Origin of the sequence: Serratia marcescens, from assembly GCF_029846115.1 — a bacterium.
Classification (GTDB): domain Bacteria; phylum Pseudomonadota; class Gammaproteobacteria; order Enterobacterales; family Enterobacteriaceae; genus Serratia; species Serratia marcescens_L.
Genome location: NZ_JARVZZ010000001.1, coordinates 1,315,301 through 1,339,890, shown reverse-complemented (window position 1 = coordinate 1,339,890; position 24,590 = coordinate 1,315,301). Strand labels below are relative to the sequence as shown.

The following is a 24,590-nucleotide window of genomic DNA, read 5'->3' as shown; positions in this document are numbered from 1 at the left end:
CGATCAGATTGCCTGCCGCGCTTATTTGCGCAGGGTATCAGGCGACTTCATGTAGCGGAAGAAATCGCTGTCCGGGCTCAGTACCAGCACGTCCTGGTTGTCCTTGAAGCTGGCTTCATAGGCACGCAGGCTACGGATAAAGGCATAGAAGTCCGGATCCTGGCTGAACGCGTTGGCGAACAGCTTGGCCGCTTCGGCATCGCCTTCACCGCGGGTGATACGCGCCTGACGCTCGGCTTCCGCCAGGGTACGGGTCACTTCGTAGTCCGCGCTGGCGCGCAGCTTCTCGGCTTCTTCCTGGCCCTGCGAGCGCAGACGACGGGCTACCGCTTCACGCTCGGCGCGCATACGCTGGTAGATGGCGTCGGACACTTCCGCTGGCAGGTTGATCTGCTTGATACGCACGTCGATCACTTCGATGCCCAGCGCCGCCATGCTGTTCGGGTTAACCTGCGGCTGTTTGCCGGTAGTTTCCCGTTCAACGCGCGCCGCCGCAGAGGCGATAGCGTCATCGGCTTCGGTGGTCGCCACTTCTTCGCCGTCACCCACGGTGCCGGTGTTCAGCGCATCACGCACATCGGACATCAGCTTGCCGCGCGAGTCGGTCACGATGTCTTTCACGTCCAGGCGGCCGATTTCAGAACGCAGACGGTCGCTGAACTTGCGTTTCAGCAGCACTTCGGCCTGGGAGACGTCGCCACCGCCGGTCGCCAGATAGTAACGGCTGAAGTCGCTGATGCGCCACTTCAGATAGGAGTCAACGATCAGGTCTTTCTTCTCGCTGGTCACGAAGCGATCGGCCTGGTTGTCCATGGTCTGGATGCGCGCATCCAGGTTCTTCACGGTCTCGATGAACGGGATCTTGAGGTGCAGACCCGGCGCATACACCAGCGGCTTGTTTTCGCCGTCGCGCAGAACCTTGCCGAAGCGCAGCACGATGCCGCGCTGGCCTTCCTGCACCACGAACAGCGAAGCGTACAGCACCACCAGCACCGCGAGGACAATAACTACAAAAGACTTACGCATTGATTACTCTCTCCCTACGCGAGTGGTGTCGTCACGCTGCGCATTCGCCCGGCGCTGATCCATAATCGAACCGCCGCTGGTGCGCGGGGCGCTGCTGTTGGCAGCCGGCGCAGGATTCGGATTGAGGCGAATCAGGCTGGTATCCTTGTTGCCGCTCTCCGGCGCCGCGCCTTGACCGCGCAGCATCTGATCCAGCGGCAGCACCATCAGGTTGTTGCCTTTGTCGCTCACCAACACCTTACGGGTATGGCCCAGCACTTTTTCCATGGTTTCGATATACAGACGCTCGCGGGTGATCTGCGGTGCGGACTTGTATTCCGGCAACAGCTTGGCAAAGCGCGCCACCTCACCCTGAGCTTCCAGGACGGTACGGTCCTTATAAGCCTTGGAGTCTTCCAGCAGACGCTGCGCCTGGCCGTTCGCACGCGGCTGAACTTCGTTGGCGTAAGCTTCCGCTTCACGAATGTATTGCTGCTCGTTCTCACGCGCGGCAATCGCATCGTCGAACGACGCCTTCACCTCTTCCGGCGGACGCGCCGCCTGGAAGTTGACGTCCAGCAGCGTGATGCCCATGTTGTAAGGACGGATGGTCTCTTCCAGCATGCGCTGCGTATCGTTACGCACCACGGTACGGCCTTCGGTCAGGATGCGGTCCATCGAGTATTTGCCGATCACGCCGCGCAGGGCGCTGTCGGTCGCCTGGCTCAGGCTGTCGTCGGCATTGACGACGCTGAACAGGTACGCTTCCGGGTTGGTCACGCGGTATTGCACGTTCATTTCCACGCGCACCACGTTTTCATCGGAGGTCAGCATCACGCCGGACGCCGCCAGCTCGCGCACGGATTCCACGTTCACCGGACGCACGTCGTCGATGAAGGTCGGCTTCCAGTTCAGGCCCGGCTGCACCAGGTGGCTGAACTTGCCGAAACGCGTCACGACGCCGCGCTCGGCTTCCTTGATGGTGTAGAAGCCGCTGGCGGCCCAGATCACCACCACGGCCACCGCCGCGATACCGATAATGCGGCCGCTGAAGCCCGGACCAGAGGTGCCGGTGCCGCCGCTATTGCTGTTGGAGCCTTTGCCCCCGCCGAAACCGCTCAATTTCTTGCTCAGTTTGCGGAAGATATCGTCCAAATCAGGTGGCCCTTGATCACGACCGCCTTTGTTGTTACCGCCAGAGTTGCCGCCATTGTTATTGCTGCTCCCCCACGGGTCGCGGTCCTGTCCGTTATTACCGGGCTGATTCCACGCCATGTTTTAGCTCCATATTCTGTGATTGGGTACTTCAGGCTTTCGCGAAGCATAAATGTAACAGGATATGATCATACGATAAAGTCAATCAGGTCCTGTTCTTGCTTGCAGAGACGACGCCATTCGACGATCGGCATTCGCACCACCACGCCAATGCTGCCGTCTTCTTCGTTCCACTCTTTTTCAATCGCCTGAAGCTGGTAAAAACGGCTGCGAAGACGGCCTGCCCGTGGCGGTAAGCGCAATTCGTAATGCGCGATCTCCCCCGATAAGCGCTCCGTCAACGCCTGATACAGCAACGGAATTCCCTCTCCGCTGGCGGCGGACAGCCACACCCGGATCGGCAGGTTTTCGTCGTTGCGGTCGATACGCGGCACAAAATCGTCCAGCATATCTATTTTGTTCATCACTAACAGTGTAGGGATTTCATCCGAGTCTATCTCCGCCAGCACGGTGTTCACCGCTTCGATGTTCTCATCGACGCGCGGATCTGCGGCATCGATGACGTGCAGCAGCAGAGATGCCTGGCGCGTTTCCTGCAGCGTTGCCTTGAAGGCGGCCACCAGATCGTGCGGCAGGTGCCGGATAAAGCCTACGGTATCCGCCAACACGGTATCTCCTACGTCCGGCACGTCGATGCGCCGCAACGTAGGATCCAGGGTGGCAAATAGCTGGTCCGCCGCATACACCTCGGCAGACGTTATTCGATTAAACAGGGTGGATTTGCCGGCGTTGGTGTAGCCCACCAGCGATACGGTCGGCACATCGGCGCGGGTCCGCGCACGTCGGCCTTGTTCACGCTGCTTTTCTACCCGCTCCAGGCGGCGCAGAATCAAGCTGATGCGATCGCGCAACAGGCGACGGTCGGTCTCAAGCTGGGTTTCCCCCGGCCCGCGCAGGCCAATCCCCCCTTTTTGCCGCTCCAGGTGCGTCCAGCCGCGTACCAGACGCGTGGCAATGTGACGCAACTGCGCCAGCTCCACCTGCAGCTTACCTTCATGGGTGCGGGCACGCTGGGCGAAGATGTCTAAAATCAGCCCGGTGCGATCGATCACCCGGCATTCGCACAGGCGCTCGAGGTTTCTTTCCTGCGCCGGGGAAAGGGAATGATCAAACAGGACAACAGACGCGCCGCTGGCTTTCACCGCATCTGCAATTTCTTCGGCCTTTCCTTCGCCGACAAAGTACTTCGGATGCGGGGCTTTGCGGCTACCAGTCACCACTTGCAAAGCTTCGACACCGGCTGAGGAAACCAACGACTCGAACTCGTTGAGGTCTTCCGTATCTTTGTCTTGCGAGAAATAGATATGAACCAGTACGGCCTGCTCACCGGCTTCATAACGGTCAAACAAGCGTGCAACCTCTCAAACGGACACTCACCGTGAGTTTGGGGGACATAAACAGCCCGCGGCTGCTTATGCTCCCCGTCATGGTTGACTTGCAACGCGCTTTATTCAGCGTCATCGCTTTCCTGCTGCGGCTGTTGCTGCGCAGACGGATTGTTGCCATGGTGATAGTTGCTTGAACCGCCGCTCGGGTTGTTGCTGTGATGCGAAACCGGGCGTGACGGGACAACGGTAGAGATAGCGTGCTTGTACACCATCTGGCTCACCGTGTTCTTCAACAGGATGACAAACTGGTCAAAAGACTCAATCTGGCCTTGCAGCTTAATACCATTCACCAAATAAATAGAAACCGGAACACGTTCACGACGCAATGCGTTCAGGAACGGATCTTGCAAAGATTGCCCCTTAGCCATTCTATCTTTTCCTTATTTGCTTGTTGTTTGTAACTAAGAACCTGTCGGCTCTAAAATAAACGACGTAAAAAATTTGCGCGCTGAATACTCAGCAATTGTACACAATCACCCAACCTATGCACTAACAACCTGTGTCACCGAGTCCAAAGCCTCTCCCGGCTTTTCACTGTCCAACCAATGGACCGACTCCCAACCCCGTAACCAGGTCATCTGGCGTTTAGCCAACTGACGTGTTGCGCAAATACCACGATAAACCATCTCATCGTAACTAATTTCACCAGACAAGTATGACCACATCTGGCGGTAACCGACACAGCGAATGGAGGGCAAGTCCGTATGCAAATCACCCCGTGCGAAAAGTGCACGCGCTTCCGTCTCAAAACCCGCCGCCAACATTTGATGGTACCGCAGCTCGATGCGTTGATGGATCAACTCACGGCTGGTCGGCGCTATCGCAAATTGGTGAACTTGATACGGTAACGATTCACCCGAAATTTTAGTCAGTTCCGTTAAAGTTTTACCCGAAATAAAAAAAACTTCCAGTGCTCTGGACAGTCTCTGCGGATCATTCGGATGAATTCTCACTGCCGCGACCGGATCGATCGCCTGTAACTGGCGGTGCAACGCCTCCCAGCCCTGCTCCGCCGCTTGCCGTTCGATGCGCTCGCGCACCGCGGGATCGGCGGACGGCAGCGGCGACAATCCTTCCAGCAACGCCTTGAAATACAACATGGTGCCGCCAACCAGCAGCGGAATGCGCCCGGCGGCGGTGATGTCGGCCATCTCCTTCAGCGCGTCGGCGCGGAACTCCGCGGCCGAGTAAGCTTCGGCGGGATCGCGGATATCGATCAGCCGATGCGGCGCCTGCGCCAATTCTTCGGCGCTCGGCTTGGCGGTGCCGATATCCATGCCGCGGTAGATCAGCGCGGAATCGACGCTGATCAGTTCCACCGGCAGGCGTTCGCGCAGCGCGATCGCCAGCGCGGTCTTGCCCGAGGCGGTCGGCCCCATGATGAAAATAGCCGGGGGACGTGGTGTCATTTCAGTGTTAGTCATGCTTGAGGGCCGCCAGTGCGACCTGTAAATCAACGGGTTGTAAAAGTCCGCTCGGTGGCGATTTGACCAGCTGCGGGCAAAGTCGTTCAACGTCGGTCAGCAATTGTATCGCTTGCGAGGTGTTCCACTGTTCATGCTCGCTGCCAAGACGGCGAGCGAGCCAGGTGGCCAGCACCGCGGGCGACATCTCCTGATGTTCGGCCAGATAGCCTAACAGTTCGGGTATCAGTTTTTGTAAATTTTGTTGGCGTAATGGTAAAGGCACTGCGCGCAGCGTCACACGGCCGTGATCCGCCTGCAGATCCAGCCCCATCATCGTCAGCAGCGCCTGATGCCGTGCAATGGCCGCCGCTTCGCTCTTTTCCAACGTCAGCTTGACTGGGATCAGCAGCGGCTGCGGCCGCAGCCCTTCCGTCGGCGGGTTGAGCTGCGCCTGGCGCAGCCAGCGCTCGGCCACCGTCAAATTGAGCAACGCCGGCTGCTGGCGCTGTTCAATCAACGCGTAGCACGGCGGATGAATCATCAGCACCCGGCCAAAACTGTGCGAGCCGCCCGCCAACGGCGTTTCCGCTGCGGCTTTCGCCGGCGGGAACAGCGGCGGCTTGCTTGAGACTTCCGGCGCCGCATCGGCCTGCGGCTCGGCGACGGGCTGCATCAGTTTACCGTACAGCTCGCCTTCGCGTTTCTGGTAACCGCCGGTCGTTTGCCAACCCGGCTGCGGTGCACGCTCGCGGGCGGTGCCGGCCGGTGGCGGCGTTTCGCGACGCGGCGCAGGCTGAGAAAAATGGTTGCCGCCGGCGGCGACGCGGTTTTCCTGCTGCCAGACCGGCGCGGGCGCTTCGTCAGGCGTTTCCGCCAGCGGCAGCGGCGGCGTCTGACCGGCCTGCTGCAGCACGGTGGTTACCGCCTGGTAGATAAAATCGTGCACCAGCCGCGCCTGATGGAAACGCACCTCGTGCTTGGCGGGATGAACGTTGACGTCCACCTGGTGCGGGTCGACCTCCAGATACAGCACGTAAGCGGGCTGCTGATCGTCCTTCAGCTGATCCTGATAGGCCTGACGAATAGCGTGATTGATCAAGCGATCGCGCATCATGCGGCAGTTGACGTAGCAGTATTGCATTTCACCCAGTTGGCGCGCCCCGGCCGGATCCGCTACCCAACCGCGGATGCTCAGATCGCCGTGCTGCCAGTCGATGTTCAGCGCATGCTGCAAAAACGCCGGGCCGCAGATACTGCCCAAACGGCGCTCGTGCTGGCTTTCTTCTTTCGCCGCCCGGTATTGGCGGATCAGTTTGCCGTTGTGGCTGAGATTGATCGCCACATCGAAACGCGCCAGCGCGATGCGCCGCACCACTTCATCGATATGGCCGAATTCGGTTTTCTCGGTGCGCATGAACTTGCGGCGCGCCGGGGTGTTGTAAAACAGATCCAGCACTTCCAGCGTGCTGCCGACCGGGTGCGCGGCGGGTTTGACGGTGACCGCCTGCTCGCGCCCTTCGGCATAGGCTTGCCACGCTTCACTCTGCTCGGCGGTGCGTGACGTCAGGGTCAAACGGGAAACCGAGCTGATACTGGCCAGCGCTTCGCCGCGAAAACCGAGGCTGACGATCGCTTCCAGATCGTCGAGCGTGCTGATTTTACTGGTAGCGTGCCGCGCCAGCGCCAGCGCCAGATCGTCCTTGCCGATGCCGCAGCCGTTGTCGCGAATGCGGATCAGCTTGGCGCCGCCGCGTTCAATATCGATATCGATGCGCGTCGCCCCGGCGTCCAGGCTGTTTTCCACCAGCTCCTTGACGACCGACGCGGGGCGTTCAACCACCTCTCCGGCGGCGATCTGGTTGGCAAGCTGTGGCGGTAACACCTGGATAGGCATGCTGACTCCTGTAGCGATGGCGCTAGGCCTGCGGAATGGTCAGCGTCCGATCCAGCGGCGCGACGTCCGACTTCAGATTATTGACCCGTTTCAGATCGCCGACGCTGACCCCGTAGCGAGAAGCGATGGAGGAGAGCGTATCCCCGCGGGTCACTTTATGTTTAGACGGCTTCTTGGCCGGCGTTTTCGCCTTGGCGACGGTGGTGACGGCGGCGGCTTTCCCCGCCGGCACCTTCAGGCGTTGCCCCACCCACACGCCGTCTTTCTTCAGTTTGTTCAGATCCCGCAGCGCCGCCATGGTCGTGCCGTAGCTGTCGGCGATGCCGGACAGCGTTTCCGCCCGCTTCACCACGTGGATCTGGGTCTTGCCGCTTACGCTGCGGCTCGCGCCGGCCGAGCTGACGATAGGCTCAGGCTGGCGCACGTCTGGTGTTGAGGTGTTAACCGCCGCTGCGACGTCCAGCGGTCGGTTTTCCACCTTTGGGTCGGCTTGCAGCGGATGCGCCAGGAAGTAGCTGCGCAGGCCGTTATGAATGGCCTTGGCAATCTTCTCCTGATACGCGCTACTGCCCAGCAGCCGCTCCTCCGTGCTATTACTGATAAATCCTGTTTCCACCAGCAGCGATGGAATATCCGGCGAACGCAGCACGCCCAGGCTGGCGTGTTCCGGCCGGCGTTTATGCAACGATCCGACGCTCTGCAACTGCTGCAGCACTTTCACCGCCACATCGTACCCGACGCGCTGCGAGTGGCCGAACTGCAGATCCAGCACCGCCTGGCTCAGATAAGGATCGGCCTGGCTGTTGGCCAGCAGATCGCCGGCACCGCCGAGCAGTTCGGATTGCTTCTCATGCTGTTCAAGCCAGCCGGCCATTTCGCTGTTGGCGCGGCGATTGGACAGCACCCAGACGGAGGCACCGCTGGCGCTGCGGTTTGGCGCGGCGTCGGCATGGATGGAGACCAGCACGTTGGCGCCCTGTTTACGCGCAACGTCGGAGCGCCCCATCACCGAGATGAAATAGTCACCGGTACGCGTCAGCACCGGTTTGAACTGCGGATCGGCGTCCAGCATCGCCTGCAGGCGACGCGCGATGGCGATGGTGACATTCTTTTCTTTCAGCCCGCTAGGGCCAATGGCGCCCGGATCCTGGCCGCCGTGGCCGGCGTCGATCGCCACCACCACCCGATCGCCGGAACCGGCGGAAACGCGGCTGCTGCGCGGCGTGACCTCTGTGGCGGTGCCTGCAACCACGGTCTGTTTATGGGTAAAGGGATTCGATCCCGCCGGCGTTTTGCGCAGCGGCGGCTCCGGCGCTTCACGCACCACGACCGGCGCCTGACGCGGCGGTGGGTTGACCGCAACCGGCGCAGGCGTTTGCACCGGCGCCTTGCGCACCACCGTATTGGCACTGCCTTCGGCCGTAATGGTGAACACCACGGTATGCACCCCGCCATTCTGGCGGGTGGCGACGCGGGTTTTGGCGCGCTGGGTCAGATCAAACACCAGGCGCACGCTCTGAGCGTCTTTCGGCGCGCTGGAGCGAATGCTTTTCACCAGGTTTTGCCCGCTGAAATTGAGCGGCAGGCCGCCGACCTTGCCCTTCTGGTTAACGTCCAGCACCACGCGTTCCGGGCCGTGCAACGGGAAAAACGCGTAGTCCGGCGGGCCATTGAAGCTCACCGACACCGTCGCTTCGCGTTGGGCGTTCGACACTTTGATATCGGACAGCGAGGACGCCGCCAGCGCGTTCAGCGCGCCGAGCGGCCCCAGCACGGCGATCAGCATGATGACCGCAAATTTTTTCAACACGTGCGTCATTGCAGCATCATCCCTGTGATCCATGAATGCGGTCTAACAGCCGGCTGCCATAAGCAGAAATCGCCTCGATCTTCGCCTCTCGCCCCTCGCCCTGATAGCAAAGATGCAGCGCCAGATCCGGCTCCGGCAGCACGCCGGTGCCCTGCTGCGGCCATTCGACCAGGCAGATGGCGTCTTGCGCGAAGTAATCGCGAATGCCCATGAATTCAAGCTCTTCCGGATCGGCCAAGCGATACAGATCGAAGTGATACACCGCCAGCGGCTGCAAGGCATAGGGCTCCACCAGCGTATAGGTCGGGCTTTTGACATTGCCCTGATGCCCTAACGCCTGCAGGAAACCACGGCTGAAGGTGGTTTTACCGGCGCCCAGGTCGCCGTAGAGATAGATGACGCTGGCACGATCGCAGGCCTTGGCCAAAGTGGTGCCCAAAGCGACAGTCGCTGCCTCGTCTGGTAGAGGTAAAACGAGTTCTTTCATTCGATAAAGTCTATTTTGCCCACTCAGGGTTAACGAAATGAAGGATGTCCGGCAGTAAATCGGTCGCCAACATGCCTCTTGTTCCTTGTCTTTCCGCTACGCGATCGCCGGCCGCGCCATGTACGACGCAGCCCGCACAGGCGGCATCATACAGCGAGAGCTTTTGCGCCAGCAAACCGCCGATGATGCCCGACAGCACATCGCCCATGCCGCCGGAGGCCATGCCGGCGTTGCCGACGTCGGCAATCGCCATCTGCCCCTGCTCATCGGCGATCAGCGTACCGGCGCCTTTCAGCACCGCCACGCCGCCGTAGCGCGCCGCCAGCTTGCGCACGGCAAGTAAGCGATCACTCTCGATGTCGGCAGTGCTGCAGCTCAACAGCCGCGCCGCCTCTCCAGGATGCGGAGTCATCACGCGATTCTGCCGTTTCTCGGGATTTAATGCCAGCAAGTTCAGCGCATCGGCGTCCCACAAGGCCGGTTTATCGCTGGTTTGCAGCACGTTCAAGGCGTTTTTGCCCCATTCAGCCTGGCCCAGTCCCGGGCCAATCACCAGCACATCCGCCCATTGCATCGCCTGCCGCAGCGTCGCCTCGTCCAGCGCCTGCGCCATCAGCTCCGGCCGGGCCGCCAGCAGCGGTGCGACGTGATCCATGTGAGTAAGCACTCGCACCAATCCCGCCCCGCTGCGTAGCGCCGCCTCCGCCGCCATGCGAATGGCGCCGCCGAACCCGCGGTCGCCACCCACCAACAGCAGGCGGCCATGCTCGCCCTTATGGGCGCAGGGACGACGCGGATGCAGCCAGCGCGGCAATACCTCGGCGGTAAGCCGCTGAATCTGCTCCGGTTGCTTCGCCAACCAACCCGATAAGCCTAGCGCATTCTGATGAAGTTGCCCGACCCAGTCGCGCGCCTGGCCGGTCAGCAACCCCGGTTTGAGGCCGATGAACGTGACGGTGTGCGCGGCACGCACGACCGCGCCCGGCGCCGCGCCACTTTCCGCCAGCAGGCCGGACGGGATATCGAGCGCTACCACCGGCGCCGCATGGCGGTTGGCGGCCTCTATCAGCGCGTCGTAAGGCGCACGCGGCGCGCTGCCCAGGCCAGTGCCTAACAGGCCGTCGATGATGAGAGAGACGGACGCCGGCCAGCGGCTGTTTGCAGGCAGAATATCACCGCCGGCGGCCAGCCAGGCCTGACGGGACGCTGCGGCTTCCGGCGGCAAAGGCCGTGCGCCTTCGCAGGCGATCAACGTCACCTGCAGGCCCGCCGCCTTCGCCAGGCGCGCCACCACATAGCCGTCGCCGCCGTTGTTGCCGTGGCCGCACAGCACCAGCCAGTGGTCGCGGGAGGGGTACGCGTTGCGCGCCAATGCGTAGGCCGCCTGACCGGCGCGCTGCATCAAATCGTAAAGAGAAATACCGAGCGAGGCCGCCGCCGCGGGTTCCGAGCGCCGGATCCAATCCGCAGGCCAGACAGAGTGTGGTAAACTGTCAGCGTATGCTTTTTCACTGTGGCCCGTCATGACGCACCCCCTCGATCTTCATCAACTCGCCCAACATATCAAGCAATGGGGGCAATCGCTAGGATTCCAACAGGTTGGCATCTGCGATACCGATCTGAGCCTTGAAGAGCCGAAACTGCAGGCCTGGCTCGACAAGCAGTACCACGGCGAGATGGCATGGATGGCGCGCCACGGCATGCTGCGCGCGCGCCCTCACGAACTGTTGCCGGGCACGCTGCGAGTGATCAGCGTACGCATGAACTACCTGCCGGCCAAGGCGGCGTTTGCCAGCACCTTGCAAAACCCGCAACTGGGCTACGTCAGCCGCTATGCGCTGGGGCGCGACTATCACAAACTGTTGCGCCAGCGTCTGAAAAAGCTGGGCGATCAGATCCAGGCCTATTGCGGCGAGTTGAATTTTCGCCCCTTTGTCGATTCTGCGCCGGTGATGGAACGCGCGCTGGCCGCCAAAGCGGGCATCGGCTGGGTTGGTAAACACTCACTAATTCTCAACCGTGAAGCCGGGTCGTGGTTTTTCCTCGGCGAACTGCTGATCGACCTGCCGCTGCCGGTCGATCAGCCGCAGGAAGAGCAGTGTGGCCGCTGCGTCGCCTGTATCACCACCTGTCCGACCGGCGCCATCGTCGCCCCCTATACCGTCGACGCCCGGCGCTGTATCTCCTACCTGACCATCGAGCTGGAAGGCGCGATCCCGGAGGAGTTCCGCCCGCTGCTCGGCAACCGTATCTATGGCTGCGACGACTGCCAGCTGATTTGCCCGTGGAACCGCTTTTCACAGCTCACCGACGAAGACGATTTCAGCCCGCGCGCCACGCTGCATGCGCCGCAACTGATCGATCTGTTCAACTGGACGGAAGAAAAGTTCCTGCGCATCACCGAAGGCTCGGCGATACGCCGCATCGGCCACCTGCGCTGGCTGCGCAATATCGCCGTGGCGCTGGGCAATGCGCCCTACGGGGACAGCGTCGTGCTCGCACTGCGCACGCGCCTGGGTCAGGATGCCATGCTGGACGAACATATCCACTGGGCGCTGACGCAACAGCTCGCCCGCCGCGAAGCGCAGGGCGTCGAGGTGCAGACGGCGCAGAAAAAACGGCTGATACGGGCTGTGGAAAAAGGTTTGCCGAGGGACGCCTGACGGCGTGCGCCGCGCGGCCATCTCACCGGATGTCTCACTCTGTGGATTTGTGCATAAAAATAAAAACACGTTGTCTTTCAACTGCAACAAAAAGAGCAAGTGATCGGCATAACGTTTTGGGATAAATAAATAAACTTATAAATCAGAGAGATAAATATTTAATTTGTATGACGTTGATTTTTCAGGCAGACGAGTTTATGTACAGAGGCTGTGGATAACTCTGTTCACAACATTTTTACGAGGCATGTAAAAGGGACAAAAACCCGCGCCGGATAAGGCGTTGGATTTGAGTTTGAAACGAAGAGAAAATTGGAGCGGGAAACGAGACTCGAACTCGCGACCCCGACCTTGGCAAGGTCGTGCTCTACCAACTGAGCTATTCCCGCATTGAGATGCTTTTGGCATCCGGCCACCAAACACTGGCGTGACCTTTGAATTTTTGGAGCGGGAAACGAGGCTCGAACTCGCGACCTCAACCTTGGCAAGGTTGCGCTCTACCAACTGAGCTATTCCCGCGTCGCATAGGTACTGCTTTATTTATTCATCATGCCGCATCGCGACATTGTTGAATAGAAAATAGGAGATAAGACAGATTACTTATCCCTATCTGATTGATTTTATTGAAATTTTCAAACAAAGCTCAATCGATGGACAGCATTATGGACTAGTCATCGCGCCTTGGCAACCCCCCCTATGGTGAAAAATGCAAAATACGGGGCGTTTGCTCAATTTGCAATCGAAGATACCGTTAAACCGGCGACCATGTAACACGGAGACCGGCCAAGGGGGGTATCGCGGCGTCACCCTACCTGATACTCCCCCGTCGGGATCGTTAGAATCGGTAGCGCGCGTTCAGCATCCCACCGTAACCCTGCTGGCCATTATGACCCGCCTGCCCGAACACATGCCCGGATATCTGCAGTTTCTCTCCTGCATTTCCCGCTGCGCCAAGCTTCATCTCCAGTATGTTGCGCGCTGGCGAAGCCCTCATGCCGGAACTGCCCATTTGTACCGAAGCCTTTTCATCATGATGCAGCCAATTGGTTTCCAGGAAAGGGCGAATGCCTGTTTCATTCTGGGGGTAGAGACGTAAACCGGCGCGAGCAAACCACGTGTTGTCTACGTTATTCCTCATCCGTGTGCCTTGCAACACCGCATCCGAGGCGCGGTAATCGCTGTAGACCAGTTGGGCATTCGGTTCTATGACCAGGCCACCCAACGCGGATCCGGTTGCGAATGACGTTACCGCATACCCCATCTCCAGAGAACCGGACCATACATTCGAATGGTAGCCTACCGTTCCGAGCTCGCTGCCGATTTGATTGGAGTAACGGCCATATTGCAACCATGCGTCCGCATACCCTCCATGATGGGTTACGTCGTTTTCATAAACAGTGGCATACAACCCTACCGTATACCCTGACATTTTCCCTTTTGCTTTTGCCTGTGCGCTGACATCGTTACCAGGCAACATCAGGGTAGAAACCGAGTGCGTACGCACCGTGCCATACCCGCTCATGACGCCTGCATGGGCTGCGCCATTGTGACTCAGAGGGAAATGGATAACATCCCCGCCCAATTGCAGAAGCGTGCTGTCTGATTTCATGTTGACCCTCCCCTCCGCGAGGCTCATCCCTTTGTCATGCCGCCCCTGGGAGCGAATCCACAATCCCTGTTCGTCTGCTGCAAGATGGCCCTCTGTAGAAACCGGAACGCGATCTCGCAGGTTATGGATAAACAGCCTGACGCCGGCAAGCTGATTGCCGATATAAGCGCCGCTTTCCGGTGACACATTGCTCACACCGGGAACCACCGGGGGCATAATAATTTCCCCTGGCGGTGCAACTGGCGGCGGCACGATAGCCGGAGGCTCTGTGATTGGAGGGGTTACCACCGGGGGTTCCACCGTGGGAGGCGTGACCGGCGGCGTATAAGCCGAGGTCAGATACCAGTCATCCGGCACGCCTTGATTCCCGCCGCGCACCAGACTGTAATCGTAGCCATTGATGGCCAGAGTAGCCGTTCCCGCTCGATAACCTGTTGAACCTGCATCAAGTCGAAACGCGTCTACATTCGTTGTGCCACCGTTAATCGTCTCGACCAGGCGTATGCCGCGCTGAGTAAAATCGCCGCTACCACCGGCATTGATAACGCGTAATTTGCTTTTCCCCTCCGCCTTTCCGCCATCAATCACCAGCCGGTCAGTCGGCGAATTGTCATCACCGAGCCGGGTATTCAGCACCAACGTTCCGTTGCCCTGGTAGTGATTAACCGCCACCGTTTTGAAATGGCCATTGCCACCTGGCGCCAAGAAGGTCACTGTGCCGTCATTTTCCAATCTCTCCAGCGTGGAATTATTCCGTACATCCCAGCGACTGTCGTTGTCTAGCGCCAAAAGTTTAACGCGACCTTGTTCTCGTTGATTCACGGCGCCGACCCACAGGGAAGCGTTGCTCAATAAAATGTTGGCAGAGCCACTATCAATCAGAATATCGCCCGTTAGTTGGCTATGCTTCGCATCCAACAAGACAGTGCCCGTTTGAATCTCTTTTTCTTCGCCTTGTTCGGTAATCCTGGCTGATTTGGCATACAGCAGTAGACCTCGATCTTCGTCGCCTTCCGTTCTTGCCGTGATGGCTGACTGCTCCAGGAAGAACGCATGATTGCCGCCGTTGGCAAATAACCCTAGGCCATCTTGCGTCTCGACCTGCGACCCCTTGGTCAAAAAGAGAGTATTAGTGGTATCCTCGGCGGTGGCATAGCTCCAGATACCGTGTGATTGCTTCCCTGTCGTCGTTAAGTGGACATTATTCAAGTTGACCGTTGGGCTGTTGCCGATGAACAAACCGGCCGAGGAAGCCCCTAAGGCCGTGACCGTCGTGTTTAGCGCTGTCAGACTGGCCCCTTTCCCAACAGCATAGAGGCCGTAAGCCTCGGTGCCGTAGGTCTTGATGTTCACGTCTTCAAGAGCGAGTGACGAGCCGCTGAATCGCGACAACGCGCCGACTGCCCCCGCACCCTGTGTTTCTATCTGCACTTTTTTCGCCGTGGTCGAGGCCTTGTTATTGGCTAAGGCAGCCACATAAAGCGCATGGCCACTGCGGCCTTCCGTCGTCAAAACGCCCTCATCCAATAAGACCGTTCCTGCACGATTATCTATACCGAGATAAGCGGCGCGAATATCGAAGCGGTTTGCCGTCAGGCGGGTACCGACTGAAGGTAACCAGGCGCCGGAACCATAAGGACCCTGCGCAAGGATCTGCACATTTTCAATGTCGGCGCGCGAATTCTTCGTATTGAGATTGAGACCATAGCTAAACTCGCCGCCTGTAATCAGTTTGGCGTCGCTTATCGTTATCGTGGGAGAAGGGCCGTTATAGAGAGCCGTCAGTCTGACCACATCACCCGCCGCCGTCAGCGTGCCTCCCGTAATGTCGACGGTGCCGCTCTGCACAATGACGGCGGGCCCTTTTGCTGAAGAGACGTCGGTATCCTGCAGGGTAATCAACGCGTTTGCACCACTCGCATAAATCGCCGCTTCATTGTCTCCTTGAGTGGTGACGGTTGAATGGTCCAAACGAATCGAAGCCCCTGGACCTGCGTAGGCGCCTCTCCCTTTAGCTGAGCTGATCGTCACGTTTTTCACCGTAATGTTGGCTTTTGCGTCTTTCGCGTACAAACCACTACTTGAGGCCCCCGTCACCGTGATAACTCCGCCATTTAATATGATCTTTCCGCCGGCCTGCGCCATCGCACCGTGCGAATTGGGCCCTTCTGTGGATAATGTGACGCCCGTACCTGCAATACTGCTGCCAACATCTCGTGCATACAGTGCGTGGGCATTATTGCCGGTTCCGACGCCTTCGACGGTACTCTTGCTCAAGAACACCACGCCACCAGCCCGCGCCAACACGGCAGGGGTATCACCGCTATCAGTGGAGTCCGCGCGAATGGTGATGTTGTCGCCGGCAAAACTATTGCCAACCTGAGATACCAAAACGGCGGCCCCGTGACCAGTGTGGTTCACCGTATCGCCGGGAGCGAGAATGAGTTGGACATTGCCTTTAGGATCGTCCAAAACGATTTGCCCATGCTCCTCAGCAACGCTGAAACCCGAACTAAATAACGCCAGCGTGACGGCACTATAGCGGAATACGGGATGCGTAAGGGCTTGGGGTAAAGGAGCTCCCCCCCTCTCCTGCCCATTATTACCGCGCCCTGCGGTCAACTCAGACACGGCCTGAAATACTTGCAAAGCCGAATTGAATACGCTGCGAAATACATGATTCATTATTATTTCCTCCAGCCTTCCGCGCACGCCGGCAGCGATTCAAATATTATTGAATCGTTTCGAAACGCACCAAAAAGGTCGTCTGACAAATTTCCATTTCATGAGGCTCCGTGTGCCGAGCACTTGCAACGTCTGACTTAGGGAACGCAAACCGCTTGCAATGACTGCCTGGACTCGCCGGAAGGGCGGAGCTTGTCGAATGCGGACGCAACATGCTCCGCCATGTAAAACGAACGGGATCGCAAATTCAGCTATGGATTTTCTTGATTCAATCCCCATCGTATTTACATCACCAGGGATGATATCCGCCTGGTTTCATTCAACATAACATTGAAAACCCAATATAAAGAAACGATAGATTCCCAAAAATCGAAAATTCAGAAACTCCTTAACTTATCAGGCGGGATTTAATAAAAATAAATAATGATAAAAAATAATTCATTTTAATTTTTTATTAAATAAGCACGAGAGAAACCGCCTGGCTATATATACCCGAGTCAACAACAGAGAAAGAACGGTATGATGCAGAGAGGTGTTTAAACGAAAGAAACACCGTAAGATGGGCCATTCGACGTTGCGGCACATGACAGGCGCGGGAGAAATACAAAAACGAAAAAGGGGCAAAAGCCCCTTTCTCGTCATCTGCAGAAAACTCTACAGCGTATAATTTTGGAGCGGGAAACGAGACTCGAACTCGCGACCCCGACCTTGGCAAGGTCGTGCTCTACCAACTGAGCTATTCCCGCCCGGCGTATCGATGGTGGAACGTTACGAAATTCTTCATCGGTACGGGGTGCGCATTATACGAGAAATCCTTTTTGTCGCAAGCCCCTGAAAGCAAAAAAACGCGATTTTTGTTTGATTGCCGATTAAAGCGCCAGATTGGCGAATTAAGCGGCTAAACCGGCGTTTTTTCCCCAGAGGGGCCGCCATCGCCTTAAAGCTGAATGAAATGTTCGCGGTAATAAGCCAGTTCGGCCACCGATTCGCGGATGTCATCCAGCGCCTGATGGGTGCCCTGCTTCTTAAAACCGGCGAGAATTTCCGGCTTCCAGCGGCGCGCCAGCTCCTTCAGCGTGCTGACGTCCAGGTAGCGGTAATGGAAGTAGGCCTCCAGCTCCGGCATATAGCGGAACAGGAAACGGCGGTCCTGGCCCACGCTGTTGCCGCAGATCGGTGATTTGCCGGCCGGCACCCACTGTTGCAGGAAGGCTATCGTTTCCAGCTCGGCGGCGCGATCGTCCTGGCGGCTGGCTTTCACCCGCTCCACCAGCCCGCTGCCGGTATGGGTGCGCACGTTCCACTCGTCCATCAGCGCCAGCTGCTCGTCGGACTGGTGCACGGCGATCACCGGCCCTTCCGCCAGGATGTTCAGGTTAGCGTCGGTGACCAGCGTGGCGATCTCGATAATGCGGTCACGCTCGGGATCCAGCCCGGTCATCTCCAAATCGATCCAAATCAGGTTATTTTCGTTTCCTGTCATGATGTTTCCTGCCTAAAAGCCGAGAGAAAAACGCTGTGCGGACGAGACGACGGGCGCCGCCGGTGGCGACGCGCCGCAGCCGGCGGCTAACAACGGTTATTTAATATAAAATAGCGTGTATCATAGTCTTTTTGGTCGCCCTGGGCGACATATACCCCTATGGGTTCAAGGCTGCGGCCGGGGAAATCCCCTACCGCCGCCGTACGTGTAAAGGTATAAAACCGAGTCAAGTGAGGCGCAGTGAGTAAGAACAAACTGTCCAAAGGTCAGCAACGCCGCGTGCAGGCGAACCATCAGCGTCGCCTGAAGCGCACTGATAACAAACCGGAACCGGATGATTCCCAACTGGGCGAGCCGCAGGAAGGCATCGTCATCAGCCGTTTCGGCATGCACGCCGACGTTGAGGCGCCGGATGGCACTCAGCACCGCTGCAACATCCGCCGCACGCTGCGATCGCTGGTCACCGGCGATCGCGTGGTGTGGCGCCCCGGCCTGGGCACCCATGAAGGGGTGAAGGGCATCGTGGAGGCGGTGCACGAGCGCACCTCGGTGCTGACGCGCCCAGACTTCTACGACGGCGTGAAGCCAATCGCCGCCAATATCAATCAGATCGTCATCGTGTCGGCGATCCTGCCCGAGCTGTCGCTGAACATCATCGATCGCTATCTGGTGGCCTGCGAAACGCTCGAAGTCGAGCCGCTGATCGTGCTCAACAAAATTGACCTGCTGGATGCCGAAGCGCGCAAGTTGGTCGACGGCATGATGGATATCTATCGCAAGATTGGCTACCGGGTGCTGGAAGTCTCCAGCCAAACGCGGGAAGGCATGGCGGAGTTCGAACAGGCGCTGGCCGGGCGCATCAGCATCTTCGCCGGCCAGTCGGGGGTCGGCAAGTCCAGCCTGCTTAACGCGCTGCTGCCGCCGTCTGATGAGCAAATTCTGGTAAATCAGGTTTCCGACGTCTCGGGCCTCGGGCAACATACCACCACCGCCGCGCGGCTGTACCATTTCCAGCACGGCGGCGACGTGATCGACTCCCCAGGGGTGCGCGAGTTTGGCCTGTGGCACCTGGAGCCGGAACAAATTACCCGCGGATTTGTCGAATTCCGTGATTATTTAGGCGGTTGCAAATTCCGTGACTGCCGCCACGATACCGATCCCGGCTGCGCCATCCGCGCGGCGATGGAGAAAGGCGATATCGCGGAAGAGCGTTTCGACAACTATCACCGCATTCTGGAAAGCATGGCGCAGGTGAAGGTTCGCAAGAACTTCACGGACGCCGCAGACTGACACTGACGGGCGGGCATTGACGACGGCGGAACCCTCGTTACAATGCGCGCCCTTTACCCTGATTCACGAGGTTAACGTGCTGGATAGCATTAAGATTAAATTGCAATATTGGCTGCCGAAGCTGGCGCTGACCCGCCTGGCGGGCTGGGGCGCCGACAAACGGGCCGGCTGGCTGACCCAACTGGTGGTCAAGGCCTTCGCCCGCTTCTACCGCGTCGATATGCAGGAAGCGAAAAATCCGGACCTGGCGTCTTACGCCACCTTCAACGACTTCTTCGTGCGCCCGCTGCGCGACGGCGCGCGCCCGATCGTCGCCGACGCCAACTGGCTGGCGCTGCCCGCCGATGGCGCCATCAGCCAGCTCGGCCCGATCCGCGAGGACCAAATCTTCCAGGCCAAAGGCCACCATTACAGCCTGGAGGCGCTGCTGGCCGGCAACTACCTGCTGGCCGAGCCGTTCCGCAACGGCCTGTTCGCCACCACCTATCTGGCGCCACGCGACTACCACCGCGTGCACATGCCGTGCGCCGGCGTGCTGCGCGAAATGATCTATGTGCCGGGCGATCTGTTCTCGGTCAACCCGCTCACCGCCGCCAACGTGCCTAACCTGTTCGCGCGCAATGAGCGCGTGATCTGCGTGTTCGACACCGACATCGGGCCGATGGTGCAAATCCTGGTCGGCGCCACCATCGTCGGCAGCATCGAGACCGTCTGGGCCGGCACCGTTACGCCGCCGCGCGAAGGCATCATCAAACGCTGGACCTACCCGGCCACCGGTGAAGAAGGCGCCATCGCGCTGGAAAAAGGCGCCGAGATGGGCCGTTTCAAACTCGGCTCCACGGTGATCAACCTGTTTACCGCAGGTAGCGTGCAGTTCGCGCCGCAGTTGCATAACGGCAGCGTCACCCGCATGGGTGAGGCCTTCGCCGAAATCCCGGCCGCCGCTAAAACACCACAGACCCCGATCTAAAGGAATCGACGCCGTGCGCCTGATCATCACGCTTTTGCTCGGTTGCCTGCTGTGGCAACCGGCGCTGGCCGCCCCCGTGCCGACCGAGAACCAGCTCAAACAGGAGCTGAAGCAGGCGGAAAGCAGCAAAAACGCGCCGAATCAGGCGGAGACCACCGAGGCGCTGCAAAGCGCCCTCAACTGGCTGACGGAGCGTAAAGAGTCGCAGACTCGCTCCGAGCAGTATCAGAGAGTGATCGACGATTTCCCGAAGATGACGCAGGAACTGCGCCGTCAGCTGGTACTGGAAAGCAACAAGATCCTGCCGAACGGCGACGATCTGCCGGCCGCCGAGCTGGAACAGCAGATCCTGCAAACCAGCAGCCTGCTGCTGGAACAGGCGCGCCTGCTGCAACAAGAGCAGGATCGCACGCGGGAAATCAGCGATTCGCTCGGCCAACTGCCGCAGCAGCAGACCGACGCCCGCCGTGCGCTGACGGAAGTGCAGCGCCGTCTGCAAGCGCAGCCCGCCAACCCGACCACGCCATACGCGCAGGCCGCTCTGGCCCTGCTGCAGACCGAAGCCGCAGCGCGCAAAGCCAAAGTGGACGAGCTGGAGCTGGCGCAGCTGTCGGCCAACAACCGTCAGGAGTTGGCGCGTATGCGCGCCGAAGTCTATAAAAAGCGCCACGAGAAAATAGACGTTCAGCTGCAGGCGCTGCGCAACAACCTCAATGCCCAACGCCAACGCGAAGCGGAACTGGCGCTGGAAAAAACCGAGCAGTTGGCCGAGCAGAACGGCGATTTGCCAAAAAGCATCAGCCAACAGCTGCAGATCAACCGCGAACTGTCCGCCGCGTTGAACAGCCAGGCTCAGCGCATGGATCTGATTTCGTCGCAGCAGCGGCAGGCGGCGGCGCAGACGCTGCAGGTGCGTCAGGCGCTGAGCACCATCATCGAACAGGCCCAGTGGCTCGGCTCATCGTCGGCTTTGGGGGAAACCCTGCGCGCCCAGGTGGCGACGCTGCCGGAAATGCCCAAACCGCAACAGCTGGACGGCGACATGGCCCAGCTGCGCGTGCAGCGCCTGCAGTTTGAAAATCAGCTGGAAAAACTGTCGCAGCGCGAATTCAAACGTGACGACGGCAGCGCGCTGACCAACCAGGAGCAGCGCATCGTCGATGCCCAATTGCGCACCCAGCGCGAGCTGCTGAACTCGCTGCTGTCCGGTTGCGACACCCAAATCCTCGAGCTGACCAAGCTGAAGGTGGCCAACACCCAGCTGATCGAAGCGTTGAACGAAATTCGCGACGCCACCCACCGCTATCTGTTCTGGGTGCCGGACGTCAATCCGATCAACTTCTCTTATCCGCTCAACGTGGCGCACGATCTGACGCGCGTCCTGTCGCTGGACACGCTGTCGCAGCTCGGCGGCGCCTTCATGATGATGGTGACCAGCCGCGAAACGCTGATCCCGATCTTCGGCGCCCTACTGCTGGTGATTTTCAGCATCAGTTCGCGCAAGCACTATCACGCTTTCCTCGAGCGCGCCAGCAGCCGCGTCGGCAAGGTGACGCAGGACGAATTCTTCCTGACGGTGCGCACCGTGTTCTGGTCGATTCTGGTGGCAATGCCGCTGCCGGTGCTGTGGGCCGCGCTCGGTTACGGCCTGCAGAGCGCCTGGAACTACCCGGTGGCGGAAGCGATCGGCAAAGGGGTGACCGCCACGCTGCCGATCCTGTGGCTCTGCATGATCTGCGCCGCCTTTGCCCACCCGCAGGGGCTGTTCATCGTGCACTTCCGCTGGCCGGCGAAGCAGGTTTCGCGCGCCATGCGCTACTACAAGATGTCGATCTGGCTGATCGTGCCGCTGATCATGGCGCTGATCACCTTCGATAGCCTGAAAGAACGCGAGTTCGCCAACACGCTGGGGCGGCTGTGCTTCATCCTGCTGTGTCTGGCGCTGGCGCTGGTCACCCATAGCCTGAAGCGCGCCGGCATCCCGCTGTATCTGGATAAAAACGGCTCCGGCGACAACATGCTCAACAGCGCCTTCTGGGGGCTACTGCTGTCGGCGCCGCTGCTGGCGGCGCTGGCCTCGACCGTCGGTTACCTCACCACCGCGCAGGCGCTGTTGGCGCGCCTGGAAACCTCGGTGGCGATCTGGTTCCTGCTGCTGGTCATCTACCACATCATCCGCCGCTGGATGTTGATCCAACGGCGGCGCATCGCCTTCGATCGCGCCAAACAGCGCCGCGCCGACATTCTGGCCCAGCGCGCCCGCGGCGAAGACGAAACCTCGCACACCCCGAACAGCACCGAAGGAGCCATCGATCCGGACGATTCGGACTTCGATCTGGACACCATCAGCGCCCAGTCGCTGCGGCTGGTACGTTCGATCCTGACGCTGATCGCGCTGGTGTCGGTGATCGTGCTGTGGTCGGAGATCCACTCCGCGTTCGCCTTCCTGGAAAACATCTCGCTGTGGGACGTGACCTCGACGGTGAACGGCGTGGAAACCGCCCATCCGATCACCCTCGGTGCGGTTCTGATCGCCATTCTGGTGTTGATCATCACCATGCAGCTGGTGCGCAACCTGCCGGCGCTGCTGGAGCTGGCTGTGCTGCAGCACCTGGATCTGACGCCGGGCACCGGCTACGCCATCACCACCATCACCAAGTACCTGCTGCTGGTGTTCGGCGCGGTGCTCAGCTTCGCCTGGATCGGCATCGAATGGTCGAAACTGCAATGGGTGGTTACCGCGCTCAGTCTGGGGTTGGGCTTCGGCATGCAGGAGATCTTCTCCAACTTCATCTCCGGCCTGATCATCCTGTTCGAGAAACCGATCCGCATCGGCGACACCGTGACGATCCGCAACCTGACCGGCACCGTCACCAAGATCAACACCCGCGCCACCACCATTTCAGACTGGGACCGCAAAGAGATCATCGTGCCGAACAAAGCCTTCATCACCGAGCAGTTCGTCAACTGGTCGCTGTCGGATAATCTGACCCGTGTGGTGCTGACCGTGCCGGCGCCGGGCGAAGCCAACAGCGAAGAGGTGACCAAGATCCTGATGAACGCCGCCGAGCGCTGCTCGCTGGTGCTGGATAACCCGGCGCCGGAGGTTTACCTGGTCGATCTGCAACAAGGTATCCAGATCTTCGAGATGCGTATTTACGCCGCCGAGATGGGCCACCGCATGCCGCTGCGCCACGAGATCCACCAGCTGATCCTGGCGGGCTACCGCGAGCACGGCATCACACTGCCGTACCCGCCGTTCCAGGTGCGCACCGAGACGCTGTCGCGGCTGACCAACAACGGCCGTACGCCACCGTCTACACCGGCGCCGAACACCAAGCGCGACGCCGGGGGCCTGTAAGCGCTTCTCGCGATAAAAAAAGGGCCGGCAAATGCCGGCCCTTTTGCTTTTCTCACCGCCTGAAACGTCAGGCGATCCCGACCGGGAAGGCCAACACGTCGCTCAGGCTCTCGGCGCCCAGCGCCAGCATCACCAGGCGATCCACGCCCAGCGCCACGCCGGAACATTCCGGCATGCCGTGCTGCAACGCCGCCAGCAGGTTGTAGTCGATCGGCTGCTGCGGCAGGCCGCGCTCCGCGCGTTTGCGATTGTCCTGCTCGAAGCGCTGCTGCTGTTCACGACCGTCGGTCAGCTCGCGGAAACCGTTCGCCAGCTCAATGCCCTTGAAGTACACCTCGAAACGCTCCGCCACGCGGTGATCCTCGGTGCTGATCTCCGCCAACGCCGCCTGGCTTGCCGGGAAGTGGTAAACGAACGCCGGCTTTTCACGGCCGATATGCGGCTCCACGCCCACGGTGAACAGCAGCTGCAGCAGCGTATCGCGATCTTCTTCGGTATCGGCGATGTTGCTCAAGTCGAGTTTGGCCGCCGCTTCGCGCAGCTGCGCCTTCTCCGCCGACAGCGGATCGATGTCCAGATGGCGCAGGAACGCCTGCTGATAAGACAGGGTCTCCGCGCTCTCGCAGTCCAGCACCTGTTGCAGCAGATCGTCCACTTCGTTCATCAGGCGGTACATGTCGTAGTGCGGACGGTACCACTCCAGCATGGTGAATTCCGGGTTGTGATGCCGCCCGGCTTCTTCATTGCGGAAGCTGCGCCCCATTTGGTAGATCGGGCCGCTGCCCGCCGCCAGCAGGCGCTTCATGTGATATTCCGGGCTGGTCATCATGTATAGCGTCAGGCCCTCTGCCGCCCCCGGCCCGACGAAACGCGTCTCGAACGGGAACAGGTGAACGTCGGTGACCGTCGCCTGGCTCATGGTGGGCGTCTCAACTTCCAGCACGCCACGATCGGCGAAGAAACGCCGGATCTCAGCCAGAATCGCTGCGCGTTTCAACAAATTGGCGATGGGTGCACTAGGCTGCCAGCTTGCCGTTTCGCTCATGGTAATTAACTCCGAAATCAAACAGGGGATGCAGTCTACTCGCATCCTTGCAGCCAAACAAATTCTTCACGATGTACAACCGGCCATAACGCCAATTTCCGATAAATGGGCGGCAAAAGCGCGTTAAAAAGGGTAAAGCAGGCCGAACGCGCAAAAAAACAGACAAGCCTGTTGGGCTAGCGTTAATCGACAAAACAATCGATCACATCAAATTTCGACTAC

General features: G+C 59.5%; 16 protein-coding genes and 3 tRNA genes. 4 read left to right on the top strand and 15 right to left on the bottom strand.

Annotated features, from left to right (window positions below; genetic code table 11):
• Positions 1–21: 21 nt before the first annotated feature.
• The 9 genes from hflC to nnr form a co-directional block, all read right to left on the bottom strand.
• Positions 22–1,026 (bottom strand): protease modulator HflC, encoded by a 1,005-nt coding sequence (gene hflC, locus QDT79_RS06145; protein ID WP_004933669.1) that lies wholly within the window; start codon positions 1,024–1,026, stop codon positions 22–24.
• 3 nt (positions 1,027–1,029) lie between these two features.
• Positions 1,030–2,280 (bottom strand): FtsH protease activity modulator HflK, encoded by a 1,251-nt coding sequence (gene hflK / locus QDT79_RS06140; RefSeq protein ID WP_033636782.1) that lies wholly within the window; start codon positions 2,278–2,280, stop codon positions 1,030–1,032.
• A gap of 68 nt (positions 2,281–2,348) precedes the next feature.
• Positions 2,349–3,629: a ribosome rescue GTPase HflX gene (hflX, locus tag QDT79_RS06135; protein ID WP_004933675.1), complete on the bottom strand. Its 1,281-nt coding sequence runs from the start codon at positions 3,627–3,629 to the stop codon at positions 2,349–2,351.
• A gap of 98 nt (positions 3,630–3,727) precedes the next feature.
• Positions 3,728–4,036, bottom strand: a complete 309-nt coding sequence (gene hfq / locus QDT79_RS06130) for an RNA chaperone Hfq (RefSeq protein WP_004933678.1) — start codon at positions 4,034–4,036, stop codon at positions 3,728–3,730.
• Positions 4,037–4,150: 114 nt separating this feature from the next.
• A complete protein-coding gene (gene miaA / locus QDT79_RS06125; protein WP_063991628.1) occupies positions 4,151–5,092 on the bottom strand; it encodes a tRNA (adenosine(37)-N6)-dimethylallyltransferase MiaA in 942 nt (313 codons plus the stop codon).
• On the bottom strand, positions 5,085–6,968 hold the full coding sequence (mutL, locus tag QDT79_RS06120) for a DNA mismatch repair endonuclease MutL (RefSeq protein ID WP_107226630.1): 1,884 nt from the start codon (positions 6,966–6,968) through the stop codon (positions 5,085–5,087). Before mutL ends, miaA begins: the two co-directional genes overlap by 8 nt.
• 22 nt (positions 6,969–6,990) lie before the next feature.
• On the bottom strand, positions 6,991–8,787 hold the full coding sequence (amiB, locus tag QDT79_RS06115) for an N-acetylmuramoyl-L-alanine amidase AmiB (protein WP_063991630.1): 1,797 nt from the start codon (positions 8,785–8,787) through the stop codon (positions 6,991–6,993).
• A gap of 7 nt (positions 8,788–8,794) precedes the next feature.
• On the bottom strand, positions 8,795–9,265 hold the full coding sequence (gene tsaE / locus QDT79_RS06110) for a tRNA (adenosine(37)-N6)-threonylcarbamoyltransferase complex ATPase subunit type 1 TsaE (protein WP_063991631.1): 471 nt from the start codon (positions 9,263–9,265) through the stop codon (positions 8,795–8,797).
• 10 nt (positions 9,266–9,275) lie between these two features.
• On the bottom strand, positions 9,276–10,790 hold the full coding sequence (gene nnr, locus QDT79_RS06105; RefSeq protein WP_063991632.1) for a bifunctional ADP-dependent NAD(P)H-hydrate dehydratase/NAD(P)H-hydrate epimerase: 1,515 nt from the start codon (positions 10,788–10,790) through the stop codon (positions 9,276–9,278).
• Here nnr and queG point away from each other — a divergent pair.
• The gene (queG, locus tag QDT79_RS06100; protein ID WP_308316290.1) at positions 10,789–11,928 is read left to right on the top strand and encodes a tRNA epoxyqueuosine(34) reductase QueG; all 1,140 of its coding nucleotides are present in this window, start codon (positions 10,789–10,791) and stop codon (positions 11,926–11,928) included. The genes nnr and queG overlap by 2 nt on opposite strands.
• A 310-nt stretch (positions 11,929–12,238) precedes the next feature.
• On the opposite strand, the gene QDT79_RS06095 is transcribed toward queG, so the two are convergent.
• From QDT79_RS06095 to orn, 5 genes are all read right to left on the bottom strand, one after another.
• A tRNA-Gly gene (locus QDT79_RS06095) sits at positions 12,239–12,314 on the bottom strand.
• 54 nt (positions 12,315–12,368) lie between these two features.
• Positions 12,369–12,444, bottom strand: a tRNA-Gly gene (locus QDT79_RS06090).
• Between the two features lie 316 nt (positions 12,445–12,760).
• Complete coding sequence (locus QDT79_RS06085) at positions 12,761–16,219, bottom strand: autotransporter outer membrane beta-barrel domain-containing protein (RefSeq protein ID WP_308316289.1); 3,459 nt, start codon at positions 16,217–16,219, stop codon at positions 12,761–12,763.
• A gap of 670 nt (positions 16,220–16,889) precedes the next feature.
• Positions 16,890–16,965, bottom strand: a tRNA-Gly gene (locus QDT79_RS06080).
• Between the two features lie 191 nt (positions 16,966–17,156).
• Positions 17,157–17,702, bottom strand: a complete 546-nt coding sequence (gene orn / locus QDT79_RS06075) for an oligoribonuclease (protein WP_033636776.1) — start codon at positions 17,700–17,702, stop codon at positions 17,157–17,159.
• 240 nt (positions 17,703–17,942) lie between these two features.
• On the opposite strand from orn, the gene rsgA reads away from it, so the two are divergent.
• From rsgA to mscM, 3 genes are all read left to right on the top strand, one after another.
• A complete protein-coding gene (rsgA, locus tag QDT79_RS06070) occupies positions 17,943–18,992 on the top strand; it encodes a small ribosomal subunit biogenesis GTPase RsgA (protein ID WP_308316288.1) in 1,050 nt (349 codons plus the stop codon).
• 76 nt (positions 18,993–19,068) lie between these two features.
• Positions 19,069–19,962 carry an archaetidylserine decarboxylase gene (asd, locus tag QDT79_RS06065; protein ID WP_308316287.1) on the top strand — a complete coding sequence of 298 codons (894 nt, stop codon included), beginning with the start codon at positions 19,069–19,071 and terminating at the stop codon, positions 19,960–19,962.
• A 13-nt stretch (positions 19,963–19,975) separates the two neighbouring features.
• Positions 19,976–23,323, top strand: a complete 3,348-nt coding sequence (gene mscM / locus QDT79_RS06060) for a miniconductance mechanosensitive channel MscM (RefSeq protein ID WP_107226624.1) — start codon at positions 19,976–19,978, stop codon at positions 23,321–23,323.
• A gap of 67 nt (positions 23,324–23,390) precedes the next feature.
• On the opposite strand, the gene epmA is transcribed toward mscM, so the two are convergent.
• Positions 23,391–24,368 carry an elongation factor P--(R)-beta-lysine ligase gene (epmA, locus tag QDT79_RS06055; protein WP_004929681.1) on the bottom strand — a complete coding sequence of 326 codons (978 nt, stop codon included), beginning with the start codon at positions 24,366–24,368 and terminating at the stop codon, positions 23,391–23,393.
• Positions 24,369–24,590: the final 222 nt, after the last annotated feature.

What these genes read in the sequence shown, in the direction of transcription:
- hfq (WP_004933678.1), bottom strand. Translation starts at nt 4,036, where the DNA reads ATGGCTAAGGGGCAATCTTTGCAAGATCCGTTCCTGAACGCATTGCGT.
- QDT79_RS06085 (WP_308316289.1), bottom strand. Translation starts at nt 16,219, where the DNA reads ATGAATCATGTATTTCGCAGCGTATTCAATTCGGCTTTGCAAGTATTT.
- epmA (WP_004929681.1), bottom strand. Translation starts at nt 24,368, where the DNA reads ATGAGCGAAACGGCAAGCTGGCAGCCTAGTGCACCCATCGCCAATTTG.
- amiB (WP_063991630.1), bottom strand. Translation starts at nt 8,787, where the DNA reads ATGACGCACGTGTTGAAAAAATTTGCGGTCATCATGCTGATCGCCGTG.
- tsaE (WP_063991631.1), bottom strand. Translation starts at nt 9,265, where the DNA reads ATGAAAGAACTCGTTTTACCTCTACCAGACGAGGCAGCGACTGTCGCT.
- nnr (WP_063991632.1), bottom strand. Translation starts at nt 10,790, where the DNA reads ATGACGGGCCACAGTGAAAAAGCATACGCTGACAGTTTACCACACTCT.
- orn (WP_033636776.1), bottom strand. Translation starts at nt 17,702, where the DNA reads ATGACAGGAAACGAAAATAACCTGATTTGGATCGATTTGGAGATGACC.
- hflC (WP_004933669.1), bottom strand. Translation starts at nt 1,026, where the DNA reads ATGCGTAAGTCTTTTGTAGTTATTGTCCTCGCGGTGCTGGTGGTGCTG.
- mutL (WP_107226630.1), bottom strand. Translation starts at nt 6,968, where the DNA reads ATGCCTATCCAGGTGTTACCGCCACAGCTTGCCAACCAGATCGCCGCC.
- queG (WP_308316290.1), top strand. Translation starts at nt 10,789, where the DNA reads ATGACGCACCCCCTCGATCTTCATCAACTCGCCCAACATATCAAGCAA.
- hflK (WP_033636782.1), bottom strand. Translation starts at nt 2,280, where the DNA reads ATGGCGTGGAATCAGCCCGGTAATAACGGACAGGACCGCGACCCGTGG.
- miaA (WP_063991628.1), bottom strand. Translation starts at nt 5,092, where the DNA reads ATGACTAACACTGAAATGACACCACGTCCCCCGGCTATTTTCATCATG.